Source organism: Mesorhizobium sp. CNPSo 4688 (assembly GCF_057784295.1).
This window is the reverse complement of sequence record NZ_JBWLUY010000003.1, coordinates 283,649-302,900: the sequence shown is the minus strand read 5'-3', so window position 1 is coordinate 302,900 and position 19,252 is coordinate 283,649. Positions and strand designations below refer to the sequence as shown.

General features: G+C 63.2%; 22 protein-coding genes and 1 pseudogene. 11 read left to right on the top strand and 12 right to left on the bottom strand.

The genetic code is table 11. The annotated features are described in order from the left end of the window. Positions 1-91 precede the first annotated feature (91 nt). On the top strand, positions 92-1,087 hold the full coding sequence (locus AC04SH_RS07080; RefSeq protein WP_488574475.1) for an aldo/keto reductase: 996 nt from the start codon (positions 92-94) through the stop codon (positions 1,085-1,087). Positions 1,088-1,336: 249 nt separating this feature from the next. On the opposite strand, the gene AC04SH_RS07075 is transcribed toward AC04SH_RS07080, so the two are convergent. From AC04SH_RS07075 to infC, 8 genes are all read right to left on the bottom strand, one after another. Then, complete coding sequence (locus tag AC04SH_RS07075; protein WP_488574474.1) at positions 1,337-1,939, bottom strand: nucleotidyltransferase family protein; 603 nt, start codon at positions 1,937-1,939, stop codon at positions 1,337-1,339. A gap of 73 nt (positions 1,940-2,012) precedes the next feature. Next, positions 2,013-4,421 (bottom strand): phenylalanine--tRNA ligase subunit beta, encoded by a 2,409-nt coding sequence (pheT, locus tag AC04SH_RS07070; RefSeq protein WP_488574473.1) that lies wholly within the window; start codon positions 4,419-4,421, stop codon positions 2,013-2,015. Further along, on the bottom strand, positions 4,421-4,855 hold the full coding sequence (locus tag AC04SH_RS07065; RefSeq protein ID WP_488574472.1) for a GFA family protein: 435 nt from the start codon (positions 4,853-4,855) through the stop codon (positions 4,421-4,423). Before AC04SH_RS07065 ends, pheT begins: the two co-directional genes overlap by 1 nt. Continuing rightward, the gene (pheS, locus tag AC04SH_RS07060; protein ID WP_488574471.1) at positions 4,852-5,904 is read right to left on the bottom strand and encodes a phenylalanine--tRNA ligase subunit alpha; all 1,053 of its coding nucleotides are present in this window, start codon (positions 5,902-5,904) and stop codon (positions 4,852-4,854) included. The genes AC04SH_RS07065 and pheS overlap by 4 nt, the downstream gene beginning before the upstream one ends. A gap of 187 nt (positions 5,905-6,091) precedes the next feature. Continuing rightward, positions 6,092-6,493, bottom strand: coding sequence for a 50S ribosomal protein L20 (gene rplT, locus AC04SH_RS07055; protein ID WP_006201247.1), 402 nt, complete (start codon positions 6,491-6,493; stop codon positions 6,092-6,094). Between the two features lie 38 nt (positions 6,494-6,531). After that, positions 6,532-6,735 (bottom strand): 50S ribosomal protein L35, encoded by a 204-nt coding sequence (gene rpmI, locus AC04SH_RS07050; RefSeq protein WP_006201248.1) that lies wholly within the window; start codon positions 6,733-6,735, stop codon positions 6,532-6,534. A gap of 347 nt (positions 6,736-7,082) precedes the next feature. Beyond that, positions 7,083-7,721: a methyltransferase family protein gene (locus AC04SH_RS07045; protein WP_488574470.1), complete on the bottom strand. Its 639-nt coding sequence runs from the start codon at positions 7,719-7,721 to the stop codon at positions 7,083-7,085. A gap of 208 nt (positions 7,722-7,929) precedes the next feature. Beyond that, a complete protein-coding gene (infC, locus tag AC04SH_RS07040; protein WP_112559872.1) occupies positions 7,930-8,466 on the bottom strand; it encodes a translation initiation factor IF-3 in 537 nt (178 codons plus the stop codon). A 221-nt stretch (positions 8,467-8,687) separates the two neighbouring features. On the opposite strand from infC, the gene AC04SH_RS07035 reads away from it, so the two are divergent. From AC04SH_RS07035 to AC04SH_RS07020, 4 genes are all read left to right on the top strand, one after another. Next, positions 8,688-9,458 (top strand): alpha/beta hydrolase, encoded by a 771-nt coding sequence (locus AC04SH_RS07035; RefSeq protein WP_488574469.1) that lies wholly within the window; start codon positions 8,688-8,690, stop codon positions 9,456-9,458. A 6-nt stretch (positions 9,459-9,464) separates the two neighbouring features. After that, the gene (locus AC04SH_RS07030; protein ID WP_488574468.1) at positions 9,465-10,607 is read left to right on the top strand and encodes a benzoate/H(+) symporter BenE family transporter; all 1,143 of its coding nucleotides are present in this window, start codon (positions 9,465-9,467) and stop codon (positions 10,605-10,607) included. 117 nt (positions 10,608-10,724) lie between these two features. Continuing rightward, on the top strand, positions 10,725-11,210 hold the full coding sequence (locus AC04SH_RS07025) for a DUF2852 domain-containing protein (RefSeq protein ID WP_488574467.1): 486 nt from the start codon (positions 10,725-10,727) through the stop codon (positions 11,208-11,210). Positions 11,211-11,329: 119 nt separating this feature from the next. After that, complete coding sequence (locus AC04SH_RS07020) at positions 11,330-12,088, top strand: M48 family metallopeptidase (protein ID WP_488574466.1); 759 nt, start codon at positions 11,330-11,332, stop codon at positions 12,086-12,088. 65 nt (positions 12,089-12,153) lie between these two features. Here AC04SH_RS07020 and AC04SH_RS07015 read toward each other — a convergent pair. Together AC04SH_RS07015 and AC04SH_RS07010 are read right to left on the bottom strand one after the other, a co-directional pair. After that, a pseudogene (locus AC04SH_RS07015) lies at positions 12,154-12,440 on the bottom strand (GIY-YIG nuclease family protein). Positions 12,441-12,458: 18 nt separating this feature from the next. Then, entirely contained in the window at positions 12,459-12,866 is a 408-nt protein-coding gene (locus AC04SH_RS07010; RefSeq protein ID WP_488574639.1) for a hypothetical protein, read from the bottom strand. Between AC04SH_RS07010 and AC04SH_RS07005 the strand changes: the two genes are divergently transcribed. The 6 genes from AC04SH_RS07005 to AC04SH_RS06980 all read left to right on the top strand — a co-directional run bounded on the left by AC04SH_RS07005 (position 12,789) and on the right by AC04SH_RS06980 (position 18,433). Next, a complete protein-coding gene (locus AC04SH_RS07005; protein ID WP_477232168.1) occupies positions 12,789-13,448 on the top strand; it encodes a phosphoribosylanthranilate isomerase in 660 nt (219 codons plus the stop codon). The genes AC04SH_RS07010 and AC04SH_RS07005 overlap by 78 nt on opposite strands. A gap of 28 nt (positions 13,449-13,476) precedes the next feature. Beyond that, on the top strand, positions 13,477-14,727 hold the full coding sequence (gene trpB / locus AC04SH_RS07000) for a tryptophan synthase subunit beta (RefSeq protein ID WP_488574465.1): 1,251 nt from the start codon (positions 13,477-13,479) through the stop codon (positions 14,725-14,727). Between the two features lie 2 nt (positions 14,728-14,729). Continuing rightward, positions 14,730-15,569, top strand: coding sequence for a tryptophan synthase subunit alpha (trpA, locus tag AC04SH_RS06995; RefSeq protein ID WP_488574464.1), 840 nt, complete (start codon positions 14,730-14,732; stop codon positions 15,567-15,569). A 48-nt stretch (positions 15,570-15,617) separates the two neighbouring features. Continuing rightward, the gene (gene accD, locus AC04SH_RS06990; protein ID WP_488574463.1) at positions 15,618-16,541 is read left to right on the top strand and encodes an acetyl-CoA carboxylase, carboxyltransferase subunit beta; all 924 of its coding nucleotides are present in this window, start codon (positions 15,618-15,620) and stop codon (positions 16,539-16,541) included. A gap of 121 nt (positions 16,542-16,662) precedes the next feature. Continuing rightward, positions 16,663-17,988 (top strand): bifunctional folylpolyglutamate synthase/dihydrofolate synthase, encoded by a 1,326-nt coding sequence (locus AC04SH_RS06985; RefSeq protein ID WP_488574462.1) that lies wholly within the window; start codon positions 16,663-16,665, stop codon positions 17,986-17,988. A gap of 25 nt (positions 17,989-18,013) precedes the next feature. After that, positions 18,014-18,433, top strand: a complete 420-nt coding sequence (locus AC04SH_RS06980) for a VOC family protein (protein ID WP_488574461.1) — start codon at positions 18,014-18,016, stop codon at positions 18,431-18,433. 17 nt (positions 18,434-18,450) lie between these two features. Here AC04SH_RS06980 and AC04SH_RS06975 read toward each other — a convergent pair whose 3' ends face one another. Together AC04SH_RS06975 and trxA are read right to left on the bottom strand one after the other, a co-directional pair. Then, positions 18,451-18,732: a cupin domain-containing protein gene (locus tag AC04SH_RS06975; protein ID WP_488574460.1), complete on the bottom strand. Its 282-nt coding sequence runs from the start codon at positions 18,730-18,732 to the stop codon at positions 18,451-18,453. A 130-nt stretch (positions 18,733-18,862) separates the two neighbouring features. Further along, positions 18,863-19,186: a thioredoxin gene (trxA, locus tag AC04SH_RS06970; protein WP_023672297.1), complete on the bottom strand. Its 324-nt coding sequence runs from the start codon at positions 19,184-19,186 to the stop codon at positions 18,863-18,865. Between the last annotated feature and the right edge of the window lie 66 nt (positions 19,187-19,252).

The following is a 19,252-nucleotide window of genomic DNA, read 5'->3' as shown; positions in this document are numbered from 1 at the left end:
TATCTCTTGGAACAGCCCGTACGAATAAGAGACGATTATCGAACGTGGTTCAAGCCATTACCTCAGTCGCATCGCAACAAGGAGACACGTAATGCAAACCCGCAAGCTAGGAGCAGAATTGAAGGTCTATCCCGTTGGCCTCGGCTGCATGGGCATGAGCTTCGCCTATGGCGGTCAAGCAGAGGCCGACGCAATCGCCACGCTGCGCCGCGCCGTCGACATCGGCGTCACCTTCTTCGACACGGCCGAAGTCTACGGCCCCTATGAGAACGAGATCCTGCTCGGCAAGGCGCTGAAGCCGGTACGCGACAAGGTGACGATCGCCACCAAATTCGGCTTCAAGATCTCCGAGGAAGGCTCAGGCATCGAGCGCATGGTCGGCGTCGACAGCCGCCCCGAGCACGTCAAGGCGGTCGCCGAGGCCTCGCTGAAGCGGCTCGATACCGATGTCATCGACCTCTACTACCAGCACCGTGTCGACCCCAACGTGCCGATCGAGGACACGGTCGGCGCCATGGCCGAACTGGTGCGCGAGGGCAAGGTGCGGGCGCTGGGCCTGTCGGAGGTCAGTGCCGCCACCATCCGCCGGGCGCATGCCGTGCATCCGATCGCTGCCGTCCAGAGCGAATATTCGCTGTGGAGCCGTGATCCGGAAGACGAGGTGTTCGATGTCTGCCGCGAACTCGGCATCGGCTTCGTCCCCTACAGCCCGCTCGGCCGTGGCCTGCTCACCGGCACAATCGCCAAGCCCGAAGCCTTGAGCGACGACGACTGGCGCCGCACCTTGCCGCGCTTCCAGGCCGACGCCATGGCCGCCAACGCCAAGGTCATCGCCACGCTGGAAAGGCTGGCGGCGGAAAAAGGCGTCACCTCGGCGCAACTGGCGCTGGCCTGGGTGCTGCACCAGGGCGATTTCATCGTCCCGATCCCCGGCGCGCGAAAGATCCACCATCTGGAGCAGAACACGGCGGCAGCCGGGATCGAGCTGAGTGCGGCTGAGGTGGCAGCGATTGGCGATGCGCTGTCGCCGGACAAGGTGGTCGGCAAGCGCTACACCGAGGAGTTGCTGACGCTCGTGAATGGGTGAGGGCCTTCACCCTCCCCCTTGTGGGGGTGAGAAGCGGTCCGCGCAGCGGACGAGAAGCCAATTGCTTGGCTTTTCGAGCTTCGAACGCCCTGAGCCAGCGAAGGGCCGGGCTGATAATTGGCCAGCCCGGCCGGGTCCCCGCTGCTTCGCAGCGTCCCGGCGTTCGCTGGCCTTTCATCGTGCCACTGGCACGATGAATTCGCCTGCGGCGAACCGGCTGCTTACCCCCACAAGGGGGAGGGTAAAGTCTCACCATGCCACCACCTCAATCTCCGGCCAGCACGCCTTCGCCCGCGCCCCCTTGGCCTCATGCGTCTGCTGATTGTCCATCACCCGGTTCGGCGTGATGCGAAACGAGAAGACGTCATCCAGCCCAAACGGCGCCACCAGCTCGAACTGCCCATCAGCATCGTATCGAACCCCGACCGCATGCGTCTTCGAGGCAAAATGGCTGACGGATTCGCCGGAACTCGTATAGCGCGGGCAGGGCTGGCCGAATTTCTGCGGATACCACAGATGCACCCGCGCCTGGTTGCGCACCTCGACCGGCAGCGCCAGCCCTTTGAAATGCTGCGCCGCCCGGCGAATGACGACGTCCTCAGCCTCGTAAGACAGGTCGCTGTCATCGAAGTAGAAGAGGTCGACGTCTTTGATGCCGTAACCCGATGGCCTGCCGGTCAGATGGTTCCAGACGCTGTTGTAGAGCGCGCCGGACACCACCAGCCAGTCCGGCAATGCAAGCGCACGAGCCCGCGCCAGCGCGTCGCGGACCAGCGGGTCGGCCGAGACGATAGCGAGGAACGCGGCCCGTTGCGTTTCAAACGAAAGCCCGGAATAGCGCAGATGGCTCATCGCCCTTTGGAGGGCGATTCGCCATTGCTCGGCAATCCTCAAAAGGCAAATGCGTAGAGCGGCGTCAGCTGCTCTACGTCCTCAGCACGCCGCCCGTCTGCTTGCCGACATTGTCGACGATGCGCTTGGCCAGCGCTTCGAAATCCTCGTCGGTCAGCGTCTTTTCGACCGGCTGGATCGAGACTTCGATGGCGATCGACTTCTTGGCGGCGCCGAGCGATGCGCCTTCGAAGACGTCGAACACCGAGACGCCGGTGACCAGCTTCTTGTCGGCGGCGAGTGCCGCACGGACCAGCGTGCCGGCCTCGACCGTCTTGTCGACGACGAAGGCAAAGTCGCGCTTCACCGCCTGGAAGGCGGAGAGCTCCAGCTTCGGCTTGGTTTTCGTCGGCTTGGCCTTGGGCTCGGGCACGGCGTCGATATAGACCTCGAAGCCGCAGATCGGCCCGGAAACGTCGAGCGCCTCCAGCGTCTTCGGGTGGAATTCGCCGAACGTGCCGAGCACGGTCTTCGGTCCGAGCTTAATCGTGCCGGAGCGGCCCGGGTGATACCAGGCCGGGCCGCCGGGCTCGATCTGCAGCCGGTCGACCGGCGCGCCGCAGGCTTCAAGCGCCGCAATCGCGTCGGCCTTGGCGTCGAACACGCCGACAGGGCCGGAATTGCCGGCCCAGCTGCGGCCGGAGCCGTCGAGCTTGGCCGTGCCGCGCCGCACGCCGGCGGCAACGCGCCGCTGCTGGTCGGGGCCGTCGCCCTCATAGGTGCCGGAGACCTCGAACAGCGCCACATCGCCAATGCCCTTGTCGGCATTGCGCTGGGCGGCCGACATCAGCCCCGGCAGCAGCGACGGCCGCATGTCGGACATGTCGGCGGCGATCGGGTTGGCGAGCTTCAGCGCCGTCTGGCCGCCGCCGAACAGTTCGGCGTGCCTGGCAGGGATGAACGACCAGGTGACGGCTTCCATCATGCCGCGCACGGCGAGCGAGCGCTTGGCGGTGCGGGTGCGCACCTGCAGCGTCGTCAGGATCTTGGAGTTAACCGCATCATGCGCGCCAAGCGGCTGCGGCGCGATGTTGTCGACGCCGTGGATGCGCATGACTTCCTCGACCAAATCGGCTTTGCCATCGACATCCGGGCGCCAGGACGGCACCGCGACATCGACGACCTCGCCCGAACCCTGCGGCTTGAAGCCGAGGCGCGAAAGGATGTCGAGGCTTTCCGCCTTCGGCACCTCGATGCCGGTCAGCCGCTTCACTTCCGACAGCGGGAAGGCAATGATCTTCGGTTTGTGTCCGGCGTAGCCGACGACCTCGGTTTCCGTCGGCTCGCCGCCGCAGAATTCCAGCACCAGCTTGGTCGCCAGCTCGACGCCCGGCACCATGAATTCCGGGTCGACGCCGCGCTCGAAGCGGTAGCGCGCATCGGTGATGATTCCGAGCGTGCGGCCGGTGCGCGCCGTGGTGATCGGGTCCCAAAGTGCGGATTCGATCAGCACGTCGGTGGTGTTTTCATCGCAGCCGGAATGCTCGCCGCCCATGACGCCGGCGATCGATTCGACGCCATTATCGTCGGCGATGGCGCACATGTCAGGCGTCAGCGTGTATTCGCGTCCGTCCAGTGCCATTACCTTTTCGCCGTCTTTGGCGCGGCGCACGACGAGATTGCCGGTGACCTTTTTCGCATCGAACACATGCAGTGGCCGGCCGCGGTCGAAGGTGACGTAATTGGTGATGTCGACCAGCGCGCTGATGGGCCTGAGGCCAATGGCGATCAGCCTTTGCTGCAGCCATTTCGGCGACGGCCCGTTCTTGACGCCACGCACCAGCCGCAGCGCGAAGCCGGGGCAGAGCTCCGGCGCCTCGATCTTCACCTTGACCGGCGTCTCGCCTTTGCCCTTGATCGCCTCGACCGGCGCGGTCTTGAGCCGGCCAAGCCCGCTTGCCGCCAGATCGCGGGCGACGCCGTAAATGCTTGTCGCATCCGGCCGGTTCGGCGTCAGATTGATTTCGATCACCGGATCGTCGAGATGCGCGTAAGCCGCGAAGCTTGTGCCGACCGGCGCATCGGCCGGCAGGTCGATGATGCCATTATGCTCATCCGACAGCTCCAGCTCGCGCTCCGAGCACATCATGCCATGGCTTTCGACGCCACGGATCTTGCCAACCGTCAGTGTCACATCGATGCCGGGCACATAGGTGCCGGGCGTAGCGAAAGCGCCGATCAGGCCGGCCCGCGCATTCGGCGCGCCGCACACCACCTGCACAGGGGCCTTGCCGTCGCCGGTATCGACCGTCAGCACCCGCAGCCGGTCGGCGTCGGGATGCTGCACAGCGGTCAGCACCCTGGCAATGACGAACGGCTTCAAGCTGGCCTTGTCGTCGACATGCTCGACTTCGAGACCGATCGAGGTCAGCCGCTCAACGATTTCGCTAAGCGTGGCGTCGGTCTCCAGATGATCCTTGAGCCAGGATAGGGTGAGTTTCATCACTGTGTTCCGTTTTGTCTGTGCCCGTCAGGTCTGGGCACGCTTGTCTTCAAATGGCGCGGCAAATCGTCGGGCATATGCAGGAAAGGCAGCTGCTCGCGCACATGGGCATGGTGCGTCGGTTTGAAATAGGCCGGCATGTCCATCGACCCGAGCATGAAATAAATGTGATCTTCCAGCCGCTCGTCGACATAGGCGATCGGCGAGCCGCAAATGCCGCAGAATGAGCGCGTCACCGGCCCGTTCTCGTACATCTTCAGCGCCTTGCCGGTGAAAGCCACCTGCTCGGTCAGAAAGCCGACAAAGGCCGACACCGGTGCGCCGCTGGCCCGCCGGCAATCGCCGCAATGGCAATAGCTGATGTGGTGCGGTTCGGCCGAGGCCTCGAACCGCACCGCGCCGCAGCGGCAGCCGCCGGTGTGCGGCGCCGTCATGCGGAGAGGCCTCCGAACAGCGTCGGCATGTCGAGCGGTCTGAAGCCGTAATGCGACAGCCAGCGCACATCGGCATCGAAGAAGGCGCGCAAATCCGGCAGGCCGTATTTCAGCATGGCGATGCGGTCGATGCCCATGCCCCAGGCAAAGCCCTGATACTCGTCGGGATCGAGCCCGCCGGCGCGCAGCACATTGGGATGTACCATGCCGCAGCCGAGGATCTCCATCCAGTCGGTGCCTTCGCCGAAGCGCACTTCGCCCGGCCGCGAGCGGTCGCACTGGATGTCGACCTCGAGGCTTGGCTCGGTGAACGGGAAGAAGGACGGCCGGAAGCGCATCTTCACCTGCGGCACCTCGAAGAACGCCTTGCAGAACTCTTCCAGGACCCACTTCATGTTGGCGACATTGGCCGTCTTGTCGATCACCAGCCCCTCGACCTGATGGAACATCGGCGAGTGGGTGGCGTCCGAATCCTGCCGGTAGGTCTTGCCCGGAATGACGATGCGGATCGGCGGCTTCTGCTTCTCCATGGTGCGGATCTGCACGGGCGAGGTATGGGTGCGCAACAGCTTGCGCTCGCCCTTCTCGTCCGGCTGGAAGAAGAAGGTGTCATGCATCTCGCGCGCCGGATGCCCTTCGGGGAAATTCAGCGCGGTGAAATTGTAATAGTCGCTCTCGACATCGGGACCTTCGGCAATGGCGAAGCCGAGATCGCCGAAGATCGCCGCGATCTCGTCGATGACCTGGCTGATCGGATGGATGCGGCCGCGCTCGGCCGGCGACTGCCGCACCGGCAGTGTCACGTCGACCGTCTCGGCGGCGAGCCTGGCAGTGACCGCCACATCCTTCAGCTCGGCCTTGCGCGCCGTCAGCGCCTCGGTGACGCGGTTCTTCAGCCCGTTGATCGCCGGGCCATTGACCTGGCGCTCCTCGGCGCTCATCGCGCCCAGCGTCTTCAGCATTTCGGAGACCGAGCCCTTTTTGCCGAGGGCTGCAACGCGCACCGCTTCGATCGACGCCTCGTCGCCGGCCGAAGCGATGTCGGCCATCAGGGAGCTTTCGAGAGTTTCCAAACCAGTAGTTACGTCGTTCACGGTCAAACTCGCTACGTTGGAAGTCAGCCTTAAAGTGAAAATCACTTTCAAGGTGAAGGTTCAGGCATAAGAAAAACCCGCGCCAGCCGTGCCAGCGCGGGTTCCCCAGATCAGAATTGCAAATGCTTGGGAAGCGCTGGTCTTAGGCGACAGCGCTTTCAAAAGCATTCGGCGTGGTGTTCTTCAAATATTCGAGCGCGACCTTGGCCTTGGCGACCAGCGCGGCGAATGCCTGCGGCTCGTGGATGGCCATGTCGGACAGGATCTTGCGATCGATCTCGATGCCGGCCTTGTTGAGGCCGTCGATGAAGCGGCCATAGGTCAGGCCATGCTCGTGGGTCGCGGCGTTGATGCGCTGGATCCACAGCGCGCGGAACGAGCGCTTGCGGTTCTTGCGGTCGCGGTAAGCGTACTGCAGCGACTTTTCCACCGCCTGCTTGGCGATGCGGATGGTGTTCTTGCGGCGGCCGTAGAAGCCTTTCGCGGCTTTCAGGACCTTCTTGTGCTTGGCGTGCGAGGTGACGCCTCTTTTTACGCGTGCCATGTCATGATCTCCTTAAAAACGCTGTTCCGACCGAATGCTCAGAGGCCGTTCGGCAGAAAATTCTTGATGACCTTCTTGCCGTCCGGTTCAGCCAGAACCATCGTGCCGCGGGCATTTCGAATGAACTTGTTGGAACGCTTGATCATGCCGTGACGCTTGCCGGCCGCAGCCGACAGAACTTTACCCGTACCTGTGATCTTGAACCGCTTCTTGGCGGCCGATTTGGTCTTCATCTTGGGCATTTTGCTACTCCGTATTGGTGGCGCACAATCGCGCTTCTTGTTCGCTTCGGGCGGACCAAAAGCCCGAAAAGCAAATGAAACCGCCACGGCATGCCCTGCCGGGCGGTTTTTTGGAACGCGGTCCTATACGTCAAAGCAGGCGCGCGCGCAACACCCGAAGGGCTGCGACGCTCTGTCCGTGATTCATGGCGCAGGCTTGAGGTCGGATAGGTGGGTTGAGATTCGGGTCAGGCCGAGTCGAAAACGACTGATGCCGAGAACCGGGGCGGAGCGTACTTAAGTACGTGAGCACCGGAAGCGCAGGTATCAGCCGTTTGCAGGCCGGCCTCACCTGAATATCAGCCTACCTAGGGCAGTCGGAACAGCACCGGCAATATACCCGACTGTTGAGCGCCGTCGATGGTCTCGAACACTGGCAGCGCCACCAGAAACACCAGCCCGTCCAGCAAGGTGGTCAGCAAAAGCCGCGGCTTGAAGCTGCCGGTATCGCCTTCCTGGTAGAGCGACAGTTTGGGAAAGAAGCGCGGCACCCGCTCCAGATAGGCCTGGTAAGGGGCGCCGAGCACTTGCTTGAGATATTTCTCTTCGCGCAGGATGACGATGTGGAAGGCGCCGGCGCACAAAAGCGCAAACAGGATGATGCCGGAGAACGAGCCGATCTGCGCTCCGACGCCGGCTGCCGCGACAGTCGAAAACACATAGAGCGGGTTGCGGGTGATCGAATAGGGCCCGCCGGTCACCACTTCGGAGGATTTGCGGCCGCCGATATAAAGTGTCGACCACAAGCGGCCGACAACGCCGAGGAAGATCAACAGCACGCCGAACATCTCGATCGTCTCGTGCACTGTGGTGTCCGGCGGAAAAGTCGACTGGCCGAACAGCAGTGCGGCAAACAGCACCACCACCAGCACGGCAAGAACCATCCTGCGCATGTGTTGGTAGCCGCCCAGCTCCTTGACGGGCGCAGGATTGATTTCATTGGCCATGCCGGGAATCCGATCGTGGAAAAGCTTTGCCGGCGATCGCGGCGTCTGCCAAGAAAACAGGCGTCCCGCCGATCGCCGGGACGCCGTGGGCCATGATTCAGGCGGATTTAGAGCGCGACGCCACGCCTGAACAGAACGTCATCCAAAGCAATTCCAGGAAAACTGTGAGACGGCTTTCCGCCCGGAATTGCTTCAAAACAAAGAGATTCTAGCGCGGCGCCAGCACCATCATCATCTGGCGACCTTCGAGCTTCGGCTCAGCTTCGACCTTGGCGATGGTCGACACTTCCTCGCGCACCTTGTTCAGGAGCTGCATGCCGAGTTCCATATGCGCCATTTCGCGGCCGCGGAAGCGCAGCGTCAGCTTGACCTTGTCGCCTTCCTCGAAGAAGCGCCGCACGGCCTTCATCTTGGTCTCGTAGTCATGGCTGTCGATATTCGGGCGCATCTTGATCTCCTTGATCTCGATGACCTTCTGGTTCTTGCGCGCCTCGGCCGCCTTCTTCTGGTTGGCGTATTTCAGTTTGCCGAGATCGAGGATTTTTACGACGGGCGGCACCGCATTGGGCGATATCTCGACCAGATCGAGCCCGGCCTCTTCGGCGAGCAGCAATGCGTCGTTGATGGAGACATCGCCTCGGTTCTGGCCTTCGGCGTCGATGAGCTGGACCCGGGGAACCCGGATATCACGGTTGGAGCGCGGGCCATCCTTGGTGGGCGCCGCTGCTTTGAAAGGTCTGCGAATGGTCGTGGTCTCCTTGGCCGTTTCGTTCAGGGTTTCAAATCTAGAAATATTCAGGACGCGCCAATGTGGTGAGCGCGCGGGCGGAGTCAATAGCACAGCGCTAACGGAAAATCACCCTGAACGCGGGCCTGCACCAAACAAAGGATATAGCGGGGCACTTTCCGCTTCGCCTTTGCCTGTGCCAAAAGACCGGCGAGGAAAATCAGGACTGACAGATCGCCATGACCGCGACCACCCCGACCCTGCTGGATGTCCAGGGAATCAGCATCGCGGTGCGCCATGAGGCGGGCGCGACGCCCGGCATTGTCTGGCTCGGCGGCTACAAATCCGACATGCTTGGTACGAAGGCCGAGACGCTGTCTGATTGGGCAGCCGGCGAAGGCCGAGCTTTCCTGCGTCATGACTATTCCGGCCATGGCGAATCCGGCGGCGCCTTTGCCGACGGCACCATCTCGAAATGGCTCGGCGAGAGCCTCGCCGTCTTCCGGCGTTTCACCAAGGGCAAGCAGATCTTGGTCGGCTCCTCGATGGGTGCCTGGATTGCGTTGCGCATGGTGCAGGAGCTGCGCAAGGCGGGTGACAGCACGATCGTTGGCTTGGTGCTCCTTGCGCCGGCGCCGGATTTCACCAACGAGCTGGTCGAGCCGGCGCTGACTGCAGCGCAAAAACGCGACCTCAAGAAGAAGGGTTTCTTCGAGGAGCCGTCGGACTATTCCGCCGAACCTTACATCTACACACGCGCGCTGATCGAGGACGGTCGCAACAACCGGGTGATGACCGGGCCGATCGACACCCATTGCCCTGTCCACATCCTGCAGGGTCTGGCCGATGCCGACGTGCCGGCAAGCCACGCGCTGAAGCTGGTCTCCCTGCTGCCGGCCGACGACGTCACTTTGTCGCTCATCCCCGATGGCGACCACCGCCTGTCACGGCCGCAGGACCTCGACATGCTGCTGAGAGCCGTGGGCGACATGGTCCAGCGGGCGGGTTAGGCAAGAATGCGCATTTCCATTCCGATATCCGCCTTTGTCGCGGCAATCGTCGGCTTCGGCGGCACTCTGGCCGTCGTCATTGCCGCCGCCAAGGCGGTTGGCGCCACCCAGGCCGAGACGGCGAGTTGGGTGACGGCGCTGTGCCTGGCGATGGCGATCGAGTGCCTATGGCTGTCCTGGCGCACGAAGATGCCTGTTATCACCGCCTGGTCGACACCGGGTCTGGCGCTGATGGCGGCGTCGAGCGGCTTTACCATGGCCGATGCCGTTGGCGCCTTCATTGTCACCGGCATCCTGTTGATCGCCACCGGCCTGTTCAAGCCCCTGACCCAACTGATCGCCAAAATACCAGCCTCTGTCGCCTCAGGCATGCTGGCCGGCATCGTCGTCACCTTCGCACTCAATGCCGTCAAGACCATTCCCGTGGACCCCTGGCTTATCCTGCCGCTGATCGCGGCCTTCTTCGTCATTCGCCTGTTCAACCCGGCGCTCTCGGTGCTGGCGGTGCTGATCGGCGGCGGCACTGCCGCCTTCCTCACCGGTCGTGTCGGTGGCCTGCCGGCGCCGGAACTGTCGACGCTGACGCTGATTGCGCCGCATTTCAGCGCCGCGGCCATCATCGGCCTGGCGCTGCCACTCTACCTCGTCACCATGGCCTCGCAAAACCTGTCGGGGTTGGCTGTGCTGCGCGCCGCCGGCTATCACCCCGAACCCGGCCCGCTGATCGGCGTCACCGGCTTGTTCTCGCTGCTGTCGGCGCCGTTTGGCGGCTCGACCACCAATCTGGCGGCGATTTCGGCGGCGATCTGCACCGGCCCGGATGTCCATCCCGACCCGGCCGAACGCTGGAAGACCGGCCCGTTCTATGCGCTCGCCTATCTTGTCTTCGCGATTTTCGGCGCCTCGCTGGTGGCGATCTTCGCGGTGCTGCCACAGAGCCTGATCGTGCTGGTGGCCGGCCTGGCGCTGATGGGTTCGCTCGCCAATGCGCTGTCGATCGCGCTCAAGGACGAGGACCATCGCATGGCCGCCACGGTCACCTTCGTGGTCACCGCTTCAGGGTTGACCTTGTTCGGCGTCGGCGCCGCCTTCTGGGGCCTGGTCGCCGGACTGGTCGTGCTTTTCCTCGAAGCACTCAAAAAGCGATAATCATTTCAGACCCTTGTCCGGTTTTGGCCGGCATTGTCTTGAATCGCCGTTTTTGCCTTCCCATCTCGATTCGACGCAGCCGTTCTTGGCTGTCTCCAACCGAAGGAATGGGAGAAAATGAACACATCCGCATTGATCCGCCCGGCCTGGACGCCGGCGACCATCGCGCTGATGGTGATCGGCTTCATGGTGTTCTGGCCGCTTGGCTTCGCCATGCTCGCCTACATCATCTGGGGCGACCGGCTTGACGGCTTCAAGCGCGACGTCAACCGCGCCACGGACGGCATCTTCGCCGGCTGCCGCCGCGGTTCCGACAAGGCCGCGCGCTGGGGCCATGGTTCGGCTCGCACCGGCAACGTCGCTTTCGACGACTGGCGCGAGAAGGAACTCGAGCGCCTCGCCGAAGAGCGCCGCAAGCTCGACGAGATGCTGAGCGAGTTCGACGAATATGCCCGCGAATTGCGCCGCGCCAAGGACCAGGACGAGTTCGACCGCTTCATGGCCAACCGCAACAAGTCGACGGCACCGACGACCACGGGCACGACCGAAGCGACCAAGCCCGCGACCCCCAAGCGCAAGGGCCCAAACCTGCTTGACGACTGAGATCCTGCGACAGGTCTCGGCATGACAGACGGCGTCGCGCAAGCGGCGCCGTTTCTTTTTTGTTCTCTTTTTGCGTTCGCTCTACTGGCCGTTTTCCTCGAATCGCGTATCGTTCAGCCATGTCCTTCGGCTTCTTTCGCAACCTGACCAAACCAAAGCCCTCGCCCGTCGAAGAGCGAGAGCATATCGTTGCCGGCCGCACGCTGCCGCTCAGGATCGTCGAGAGCGCCCGGGCACGGCGGCTGACGCTGCGCATCGATTCCGGCGGCCAGGGCCTGCGCATCACCGTGCCGCCGGGTCTGCGCCGCGGCGAGGTGGAGAAATTCCTGCACCGCCACCAGGACTGGCTGGAACAGCGGCTGGCCAAGGTGCCGACACGGCCGCAGGTGCGGCCCGGCATAAAGATCCCGATCCGCGGCGTGGCGCATCGCATCGTCCATGAGCCGTCGAAGCGCGGCACCGTCACCGTGTCGCGCGACGAGCGCGGCCCGCTACTGATCGTGCATGGCGAGCGTATACATCTGCCGCGCCGCATCGCCGATTTCCTCAAGCGCGAGGCCAAAAAGGAGATCGAGAAGCTGGTGGTCAAGCACACCGAAGCGCTCGGCAAGCGTGCCAAGGCGATCCGCTTCAAGGACACGTCGAGTCGCTGGGGCTCCTGCACCTCCGACGGCAATCTGTCGTTCTCCTGGCGCATCATGATGGCGCCGACGCCGGTCATAAACTACCTCGTCGCGCATGAGGTGGCACATCTCAAGGAGATGAACCACGGCCCGAAATTCTGGAAACTGTGCGAGCAGCTCTGCCCCGACACCGACCGCTGCAAGGACTGGCTGAAGCGCAACGGCGGCGCGCTGCAGGCGATTGTTTTTGACTGAGCCGTTCGCTTCGATCCATGCCGTGATGGTGGTGCAGTGCTCCGGCGGTGCAAGAAACCGAGTGCCTACCACCCAGTTCCACGAAAGAGCTCAAACCACTCGGGATTGGCCTTTTCGATCAATTCGATCTTCCACTGTCGCGGCCAGCGCTTCAGCGACTTCTCGCGCTGGATAGCGTCCGTAATGTCGAAGAATTCCTCGTACCAGACCAGCCGTTGTACGCCGTAGCGGCTGGTGAAGCCCGCGCCCTGTCCAGATCTGTGCTCCGGCATGCGACGGCCAAGATCGTTGGTGACGCCGATATAGATCGTGCCGCGCTTCTGGCTTGCGTCATATAGAGGTAGCCGGTCATAGCTTCCCGCCGTCGGCGCTAATCGTCATTCGCCGCGTTAAGCTCCTCCGGCCGCAACCCTTCATCGCCGTGGCGCGGCCATGGCAGGAAGTTCTGCTCGAACGCATCGCTGCCGAAATAATCCAGCGCCCGGTGCGCTTCCGCGCCGTCGAAGGCAGCTTTGTCTATCAGATGCGCGATGACATCGCGCGCCTGGGCAATCTTCTGCCTGAGTTCGGCTATGCTCTGGTCGGCCATATCATCTGCTCCCGCCTTGGCTTCTCCTTCAATAGGTAGCGCCTTTGGCGTTGTCGGCAAACAGCATGCTTTTTCTCGACTCTTGCGGCTTTTCGTGCCAATCCCCGCGCCATGGCGCTCGACATCAAGATCTGCGGGTTGAAGACCGATGAGGCAATGGCCGCGGCATTGGCCGGCGGTGCCAGCCATGTCGGCTTCATCTTCTTCGCCAAGAGCCCGCGCTATGTCGAGCCTGCGCAAGCCGGTCGCCTGCGCCAGGCGGCGATCGGCAAGGCCAAGGCGGTCGCCGTGACGGTCGATGCAGACGACGCCTTCCTGGACGAGATCGTCGACAAGATGCGCCCCGACATGCTGCAGCTGCACGGCGCGGAAACGCCTGCGCGAGTAGCCGAGGTGAAAGCCCGCTACGGCCTGCCGGTGGTGAAGGTGTTCTCGGTCAGCGAGGCCGCCGATCTCGATCGGATAAAGCCGTTCATCGGCATTGCCGATCGGTTCATGTTCGACGCCAAGCCGCCGAAAGGCTCGCAACTGCCGGGCGGCAATGGCGTCGCCTTCGACTGGCGTATTCTGGCCGGCCTTGACGCCGGGCTCGATTACATGCTTTCCGGTGGGCTCAACGCCGCCAATATCGGCGACGCACTGAGGTCAGCCAATCCGCCCGCAATAGACATTTCGTCGGGCGTGGAAAGCGCTCCGGGTGTCAAGGATCCGGCGCTGATCGAGCAGTTTTTCCGGGCAGTCAGGACCGCGCGCGACGACCGCGCCGCCTGAACAATTCTTTCGAACCAGGAGATCGGCGATGGACCAGCCGGCGACACCCAATTCCTTCCGCACCGGACCCGACGAGCAGGGCATGTTCGGCATTTTCGGCGGCCGCTTCGTCGCCGAGACGCTGATGCCGCTGATCCTCGACCTCGAGCGGCACTGGAACGAGGTCAAGAACGATCCGGACTTCAAGGCTGAGCTGACCGATCTGTCGACCCATTATGCCGGGCGGCCCTCGAAACTCTATTTCGCCGAAGGGCTCACAAAACATCTTCGTGAGGTTTCCTCGGCGAAGGGCCTCGGGGGCGGCGCAAAGGTCTATTTCAAGCGCGAGGATCTGAACCACACCGGTTCGCACAAGATCAACAACTGCCTCGGCCAGATCCTTTTGGCCAAGCGCATGGGCAAGAAGCGCATCATCGCCGAGACCGGCGCCGGCCAGCACGGCGTGGCGGCAGCCACGGTCGCGGCGCGCTTCGGCTTTCCCTGCGTGGTCTATATGGGCGCCACCGACGTCGCCCGCCAAAGCCCCAATGTGTTCCGCATGAAGCTGCTCGGCGCCGAAGTGCGGCCGGTCACCGCCGGCCACGGCACGCTGAAGGACGCCATGAACGAGGCGTTGCGCGACTGGGTGACCAATGTCGAGGATACCTATTACCTGATCGGTACCGCCGCCGGCCCGCATCCCTATCCCGAGCTGGTGCGCGACTTCCAGTCGGTGATCGGCACCGAGGCCCGCGCCCAGATCCTCGAGCAGGAAGGCCGGCTGCCGGACACCATCATTGCCGCCGTCGGCGGCGGTTCGAACGCCATCGGCCTGTTCCATCCCTTCCTCGACGACAAGGAAGTCCGCATCATCGGCATCGAAGCCGGCGGCCGCGGCCTCGACGGCATCGAGCATTGCGCCTCGATGAACGCCGGCGCGCCCGGCGTGCTGCACGGCAACCGCACCTATCTCTTGCAGAATGCCGACGGCCAGATCCTGGACGGCCATTCGATCTCGGCCGGGCTCGACTATCCCGGCGTCGGCCCCGAGCACTCCTGGCTGCGCGATTCCGGCCGCGTCGACTATGTGCCGATCCTGGATGACGAGGCGCTGGAAGCCTTCAAGCTGACGACGCGCGTCGAAGGCATCATCCCGGCGCTGGAATCCGCCCACGCCATCGCCCATGCGGTGAAGATCGTGCCCGCCATGGACAAGGACCAGATTGTCATCGTCAACCTGTCGGGACGTGGTGACAAGGACGTGCACACGGTGGCCTCGATGCTGGGCATGGAGATCTGATCATGGTGACCCGCATCGACCGCCGCATGGCAAAACTGAAAGCCGAGGGCCGCCCGGCGCTCGTCACCTATTTCATGAGCGGCGACCCGGACTATGACACCGCTTTGTCGATCATGAAGGCGCTGCCGAAGGCCGGCGCCGACGTCATCGAAATGGGCATGCCGTTTTCCGATCCGATGGCCGACGGTCCGGCGATCCAGGCAGCCGGCCTGCGAGCGCTGAAAGGCGGCCAGACGCTGGTCAAGACGCTGCAGATGGCGGCGGACTTCCGCTCTGGCGACAATGAGACGCCGATCGTGCTGATGGGCTATTACAACCCAATCTACATCTACGGCGTCGACCGTTTTCTCAGGGATGCGATCGCCAGCGGCATTGACGGGCTGATCGTCGTCGACCTGCCACCGGAGATGGACGAGGAGCTTTGCATTCCGGCGTTGAAGGCCGGCATCAACTTCATCCGCCTGGCGACGCCGACCACGGACGACAAGCGCTTGCCAAAAGTGCTGCAGAACACGTCGGGCTTCGTCTATTACGTGTCGATGACCGGTATCACCGGCTCGGCTCTGGCCGATACCGGCAAGGTCGCCGCCGCGGTCAAGCGCATCAAGGGGCACACCGACCTGCCTGTCTGTGTCGGCTTCGGCGTCAAGACGGCCGAGCAGGCGCGCATCATCGGCGCTAATGCCGATGGCGTCGTCGTCGGCACCGCGATCGTCAATGCGGTGGCCAATGTGCTGGGGCCGAAGGGCGAAAAGACCGCCGACCCGGCCGAGGCCGTCGCCACTTTGGTCAGCGGCCTGTCGCAAGGCGTGCGTTCGGCCCGCCTTGCTGCTGCCGAATAGTTCTCCTACCTTTTTAGCCAACTCTTCGTCAGGACAGGAGCCGAAGCGATGAACTGGATCACCAATTACGTTCGCCCGAGGATCAATTCGATGCTCGGCCGGCGCACCGACATGCCAGAGAATCTCTGGATCAAGGATCCCGAGACCGGCGAGATGGTGTTCCACAAGGACCTGGAATCCAACCAGTTCGTCATCCCGTCCTCCGGCCATCACATGAAGATCTCGGCCAAGGAGCGGCTGAAGTTCTTCTTCGATGACGGCAAGTACGAGCAGCTTGAGAACCCCAAGGTCATGCAGGACCCGCTCAAGTTCCGCGACGAGAAGCGCTACACCGACCGCCTCAAGGACGCCAAGGCCAAGACCGGCCTGGAAGACGCCATCATCAACGCGCTGGGCACGGTCGAAGGCTTGCCGGTGGTGGTGACGGTGCAGGATTTCGCCTTCATGGGCGGCTCGCTCGGCATGGCCGCCGGTGACGCCATCGTGCATGCTTTCGAGGTCGCCCTGCAGCGCAAGCGGCCGCTGATCCTGTTCGCCGCCTCCGGCGGCGCGCGCATGCAGGAGGGCATCCTGTCCCTTATGCAATTGCCGCGCACCACGGTCGGCCTCGATCGGCTGAAGGAAGCCGGCCTGCCCTACATCGTCGTCTTGACCAATCCGACCACCGGCGGCGTCACCGCCTCCTATGCCATGCTGGGCGACGTCCACATCGCCGAGCCCGGCGCGCTTATCGGCTTTGCCGGCCCACGCGTGATCGAGCAGACCATCCGGGAAAAACTGCCGGACGGTTTCCAGCGCTCCGAATATCTGATGGAGCACGGCATGGTCGATATGGTGGTGTCGCGGCTGGAACTGCGCTCAACGATTGCGCGGCTGTTGAAGATGCTGCTCAAGGTTCCCGAGCAAAAGCCGCTGGAGCCGGAAATCCTGCCGCCGGCCGTCATCCCGACGGAAGCCCGGCCGCAGGCCTGACGCGACATTCCTGGCCGCTATCAGTGATTGCGCGCGATGTTTCGCGCGGTATCCTCTTGTTACGCATGATCCTTTCCGAAAACCGATTCGTGTTTTTGGGCCCATGCGGTAGGATTCCCTTATGACCACACTTGCCGCAGACCGCGAAATCGACGCCTTGATGGCACTGCATCCGAAAGGCTTCGATCTTTCGCTCGACCGCATCACCCGGCTGCTCGACCGCCTCGGCAATCCGCAGGACCGGCTGCCGCCGGTCATCCACATTGCCGGCACCAACGGCAAGGGCTCGTGCGCCGCCTTTTCGCGCGCGCTGCTCGAAGCCGGCGGCCATCTCGTCCATGTCCACACTTCGCCGCATCTGGTGAACTGGGCCGAGCGCTACCGGCTAGCGGCCGAGGGTGGCGGCAGGTTGGTCGATGACGAGACCTTTGCCGAGGCCATCGCTCGCGTCGCCCGCGCCAATGAAGGCCAGAAGATCACCGTCTTCGAAATCCTCACCGCCGTCACCTTCATCCTGTTTTCCGAGCATCCGGCCGCCGCCGCCATCATCGAGGTCGGCCTTGGCGGCCGCTTCGACGCCACCAATGTCGTGGCCCGGCCGGCGGTGTCGGTGATCATGCCGGTGTCGATGGACCACGAAGCCTATCTCGGCGACCGGGTCGAGCTGATCGCCGCCGAAAAGGCCGGCATCATGAAGCGCGGCTGCCCGGTGGTGATCGGCGCGCAGGAGAGCGAGACCGCGCTGCAGGTGCTGATCGAAACCGCCGAGCGGTTGGATTGCCCGACCTTCGTCTACGGCCAGGATTTCCTCGCCTTCGAGGAAAACGGCCGCATGGTCTATCAGGACGAGGACGGCTTGATGGACCTACCGCCGCCGCGCCTGCCCGGACGCCACCAGTTCGCCAATGCGGCGGCAGCGATTGCCGCGGTCAAGGCCGCGGGCTTCGAGATCAGCCACCGCGCCACGGAGAAGGCGATGGCCAAAGTCGCCTGGCCGGGCCGCATGCAGAAGCTGGCCCAGGGCAGACTGGCAGAGTTGGCGCCCGCGGGCGCCGATATCTGGCTCGACGGCGGCCACAATCCGGGCGCCGGCATGGTCATTGCCGAGGCGCTGGCCGAGCAGGAGGAAAAGAACCCGCGACCGCTGTTCCTGATCTCCGGCATGATCAACACCAAGGACCAGAGCGGCTATTTCCACGCCTTCAAGGGCCTGGTCCGTCACGTCTACACAGTGCCGGTCAGCCTCAGCGACGCGGGCGTACCGAATGACGAGCTGGCGGTCCGCGCGACGGAAGCCGGCCTCACCGCCGAACCGGTCAGCTCCGTCGCCAGCGCGCTGATGCTGCTGCGCGACACCTGGGATGGCCCGGCGCCACGCATCCTGATCGGCGGTTCCTTGTATCTGGCCGGCGCAGTGTTGGCCGAAAACGGGACGCCGCCGACCTGAAGTCAATGACAGCAAGGAGTCGCGTATGATCAAGGTGAAGCAGCTCGCTCACGTCTGTATCTTCGCGCATGATCTGGAGGCGACGCGAGCCTTCTACCGCGACGTGCTCGGCCTCGATACGCAGTTCAATTTCCTGCGCGACGGCAAGGTCTTCGGCTTCTACCTCAATTGCGGCGGCCGCAGCCATGTCGAGGTGTTCCAGAAGAACGGCACTGCATACAGCGAGCAGAACCAGATCAACCATTTCTGTCTGGAAGTCGAAGATATCGACTCGGCGATCGCCCATATCAGCGCGAAAGGCGTCGACGTCACGGCCAAGAAACACGCCTGCGACGACACGTTTCAGGCATGGATCCGCGACCCCAACGGCGTGAAGATCGAGCTGTTCGAATACACAGCCAAAAGCGCGCAATTCGCCGGCGGTGACCGCATCGCCGACTGGTGACTTGCGCTGCGACGCGCCTATTTCAGCTCGATCTCGATGAAGGCGTATTCGCCCTCATTGGCGCTTATCACGTCGTGCTCGACGCCTTCCTTGCGGAAATAGGGGGCGCCCTTATTCATATCGGCGAAGGACTCGCCATCCTTGGTCACCAGCTTCACCTTGCCGTCCATCAGCGGCACCACGACATAGTCGTGGCCATGGCGATGCCAGCCGGTGTTGTCGCCCGGCTGGAAGCGGTATTCGGTGACGATGACGCGCTCATTGTCGATGAAAACGGTGGCCTTGGCGGATCCGGTCATTCTGTCTCTCCTGTCCTGCCTCAAGCAGAGGACATGGAGCCGCGCGGCGCGAGGGCCAGAGATGTCAGGCGATGACGCCAAAGAAAAAGCCCGGCGAGGGCCGGGCTTCGATCTCGGAAATTCAGTCAGATCAGGCGAGGCTGCCGTTGATCCAGTGCGACAGCGCGGTCTTCGGCGCCGCGCCAACCTTCATGTCGGCCACTTCGCCGCCCTTAAAGATCATCAACGTCGGGATCGAGCGCACGCCGAACTGCGCGGCAAGCTCGGGGTTCTCGTCGATGTTCAGCTTGGCAATCTTGATCTTGTCGCCGAGCTCATTGGCGATTTCTTCCAGCGACGGACCGATCATCTTGCACGGGCCGCACCATTCCGCCCAGAAATCCACCACGACGGGCTGCGAGGCGTTGAGCACATCGGCCTGGAAATTGCTCTTGTCGACCTTGACGGTGGCCATACGAAAATCCTTTCGAAATTTATCTCGCACCAAATGTGGTGGTTGAGCAGCCCTTCTTCAAGCAGA

Excerpts from the sequence above, each read along its gene's own strand:
- AC04SH_RS06975 (WP_488574460.1), bottom strand. The coding sequence starts at position 18,732 with ATGACCGGATCCGCCAAGGCCACCGTTTTCATCGACAATGAGCGCGTC.
- AC04SH_RS07035 (WP_488574469.1), top strand. The coding sequence starts at position 8,688 with ATGACCGCGACCACCCCGACCCTGCTGGATGTCCAGGGAATCAGCATC.
- AC04SH_RS07010 (WP_488574639.1), bottom strand. The coding sequence starts at position 12,866 with ATGGCTGGCACCGCCGGCCAATGCCGCGGCCATTGCCTCATCGGTCTT.
- trpA (WP_488574464.1), top strand. The coding sequence starts at position 14,730 with ATGGTGACCCGCATCGACCGCCGCATGGCAAAACTGAAAGCCGAGGGC.
- AC04SH_RS07025 (WP_488574467.1), top strand. The coding sequence starts at position 10,725 with ATGAACACATCCGCATTGATCCGCCCGGCCTGGACGCCGGCGACCATC.
- AC04SH_RS07045 (WP_488574470.1), bottom strand. The coding sequence starts at position 7,721 with ATGGCCAATGAAATCAATCCTGCGCCCGTCAAGGAGCTGGGCGGCTAC.
- rplT (WP_006201247.1), bottom strand. The coding sequence starts at position 6,493 with ATGGCACGCGTAAAAAGAGGCGTCACCTCGCACGCCAAGCACAAGAAG.
- AC04SH_RS07005 (WP_477232168.1), top strand. The coding sequence starts at position 12,789 with ATGGCGCTCGACATCAAGATCTGCGGGTTGAAGACCGATGAGGCAATG.
- pheT (WP_488574473.1), bottom strand. The coding sequence starts at position 4,421 with ATGAAACTCACCCTATCCTGGCTCAAGGATCATCTGGAGACCGACGCC.
- trpB (WP_488574465.1), top strand. The coding sequence starts at position 13,477 with ATGGACCAGCCGGCGACACCCAATTCCTTCCGCACCGGACCCGACGAG.
- accD (WP_488574463.1), top strand. The coding sequence starts at position 15,618 with ATGAACTGGATCACCAATTACGTTCGCCCGAGGATCAATTCGATGCTC.
- AC04SH_RS07065 (WP_488574472.1), bottom strand. The coding sequence starts at position 4,855 with ATGACGGCGCCGCACACCGGCGGCTGCCGCTGCGGCGCGGTGCGGTTC.
- AC04SH_RS07075 (WP_488574474.1), bottom strand. The coding sequence starts at position 1,939 with ATGAGCCATCTGCGCTATTCCGGGCTTTCGTTTGAAACGCAACGGGCC.
- AC04SH_RS07020 (WP_488574466.1), top strand. The coding sequence starts at position 11,330 with ATGTCCTTCGGCTTCTTTCGCAACCTGACCAAACCAAAGCCCTCGCCC.
- AC04SH_RS06985 (WP_488574462.1), top strand. The coding sequence starts at position 16,663 with ATGACCACACTTGCCGCAGACCGCGAAATCGACGCCTTGATGGCACTG.
- rpmI (WP_006201248.1), bottom strand. The coding sequence starts at position 6,735 with ATGCCCAAGATGAAGACCAAATCGGCCGCCAAGAAGCGGTTCAAGATC.
- pheS (WP_488574471.1), bottom strand. The coding sequence starts at position 5,904 with ATGGCCGACATCGCTTCGGCCGGCGACGAGGCGTCGATCGAAGCGGTG.
- AC04SH_RS07080 (WP_488574475.1), top strand. The coding sequence starts at position 92 with ATGCAAACCCGCAAGCTAGGAGCAGAATTGAAGGTCTATCCCGTTGGC.
- AC04SH_RS06980 (WP_488574461.1), top strand. The coding sequence starts at position 18,014 with ATGATCAAGGTGAAGCAGCTCGCTCACGTCTGTATCTTCGCGCATGAT.
- trxA (WP_023672297.1), bottom strand. The coding sequence starts at position 19,186 with ATGGCCACCGTCAAGGTCGACAAGAGCAATTTCCAGGCCGATGTGCTC.
- AC04SH_RS07030 (WP_488574468.1), top strand. The coding sequence starts at position 9,465 with ATGCGCATTTCCATTCCGATATCCGCCTTTGTCGCGGCAATCGTCGGC.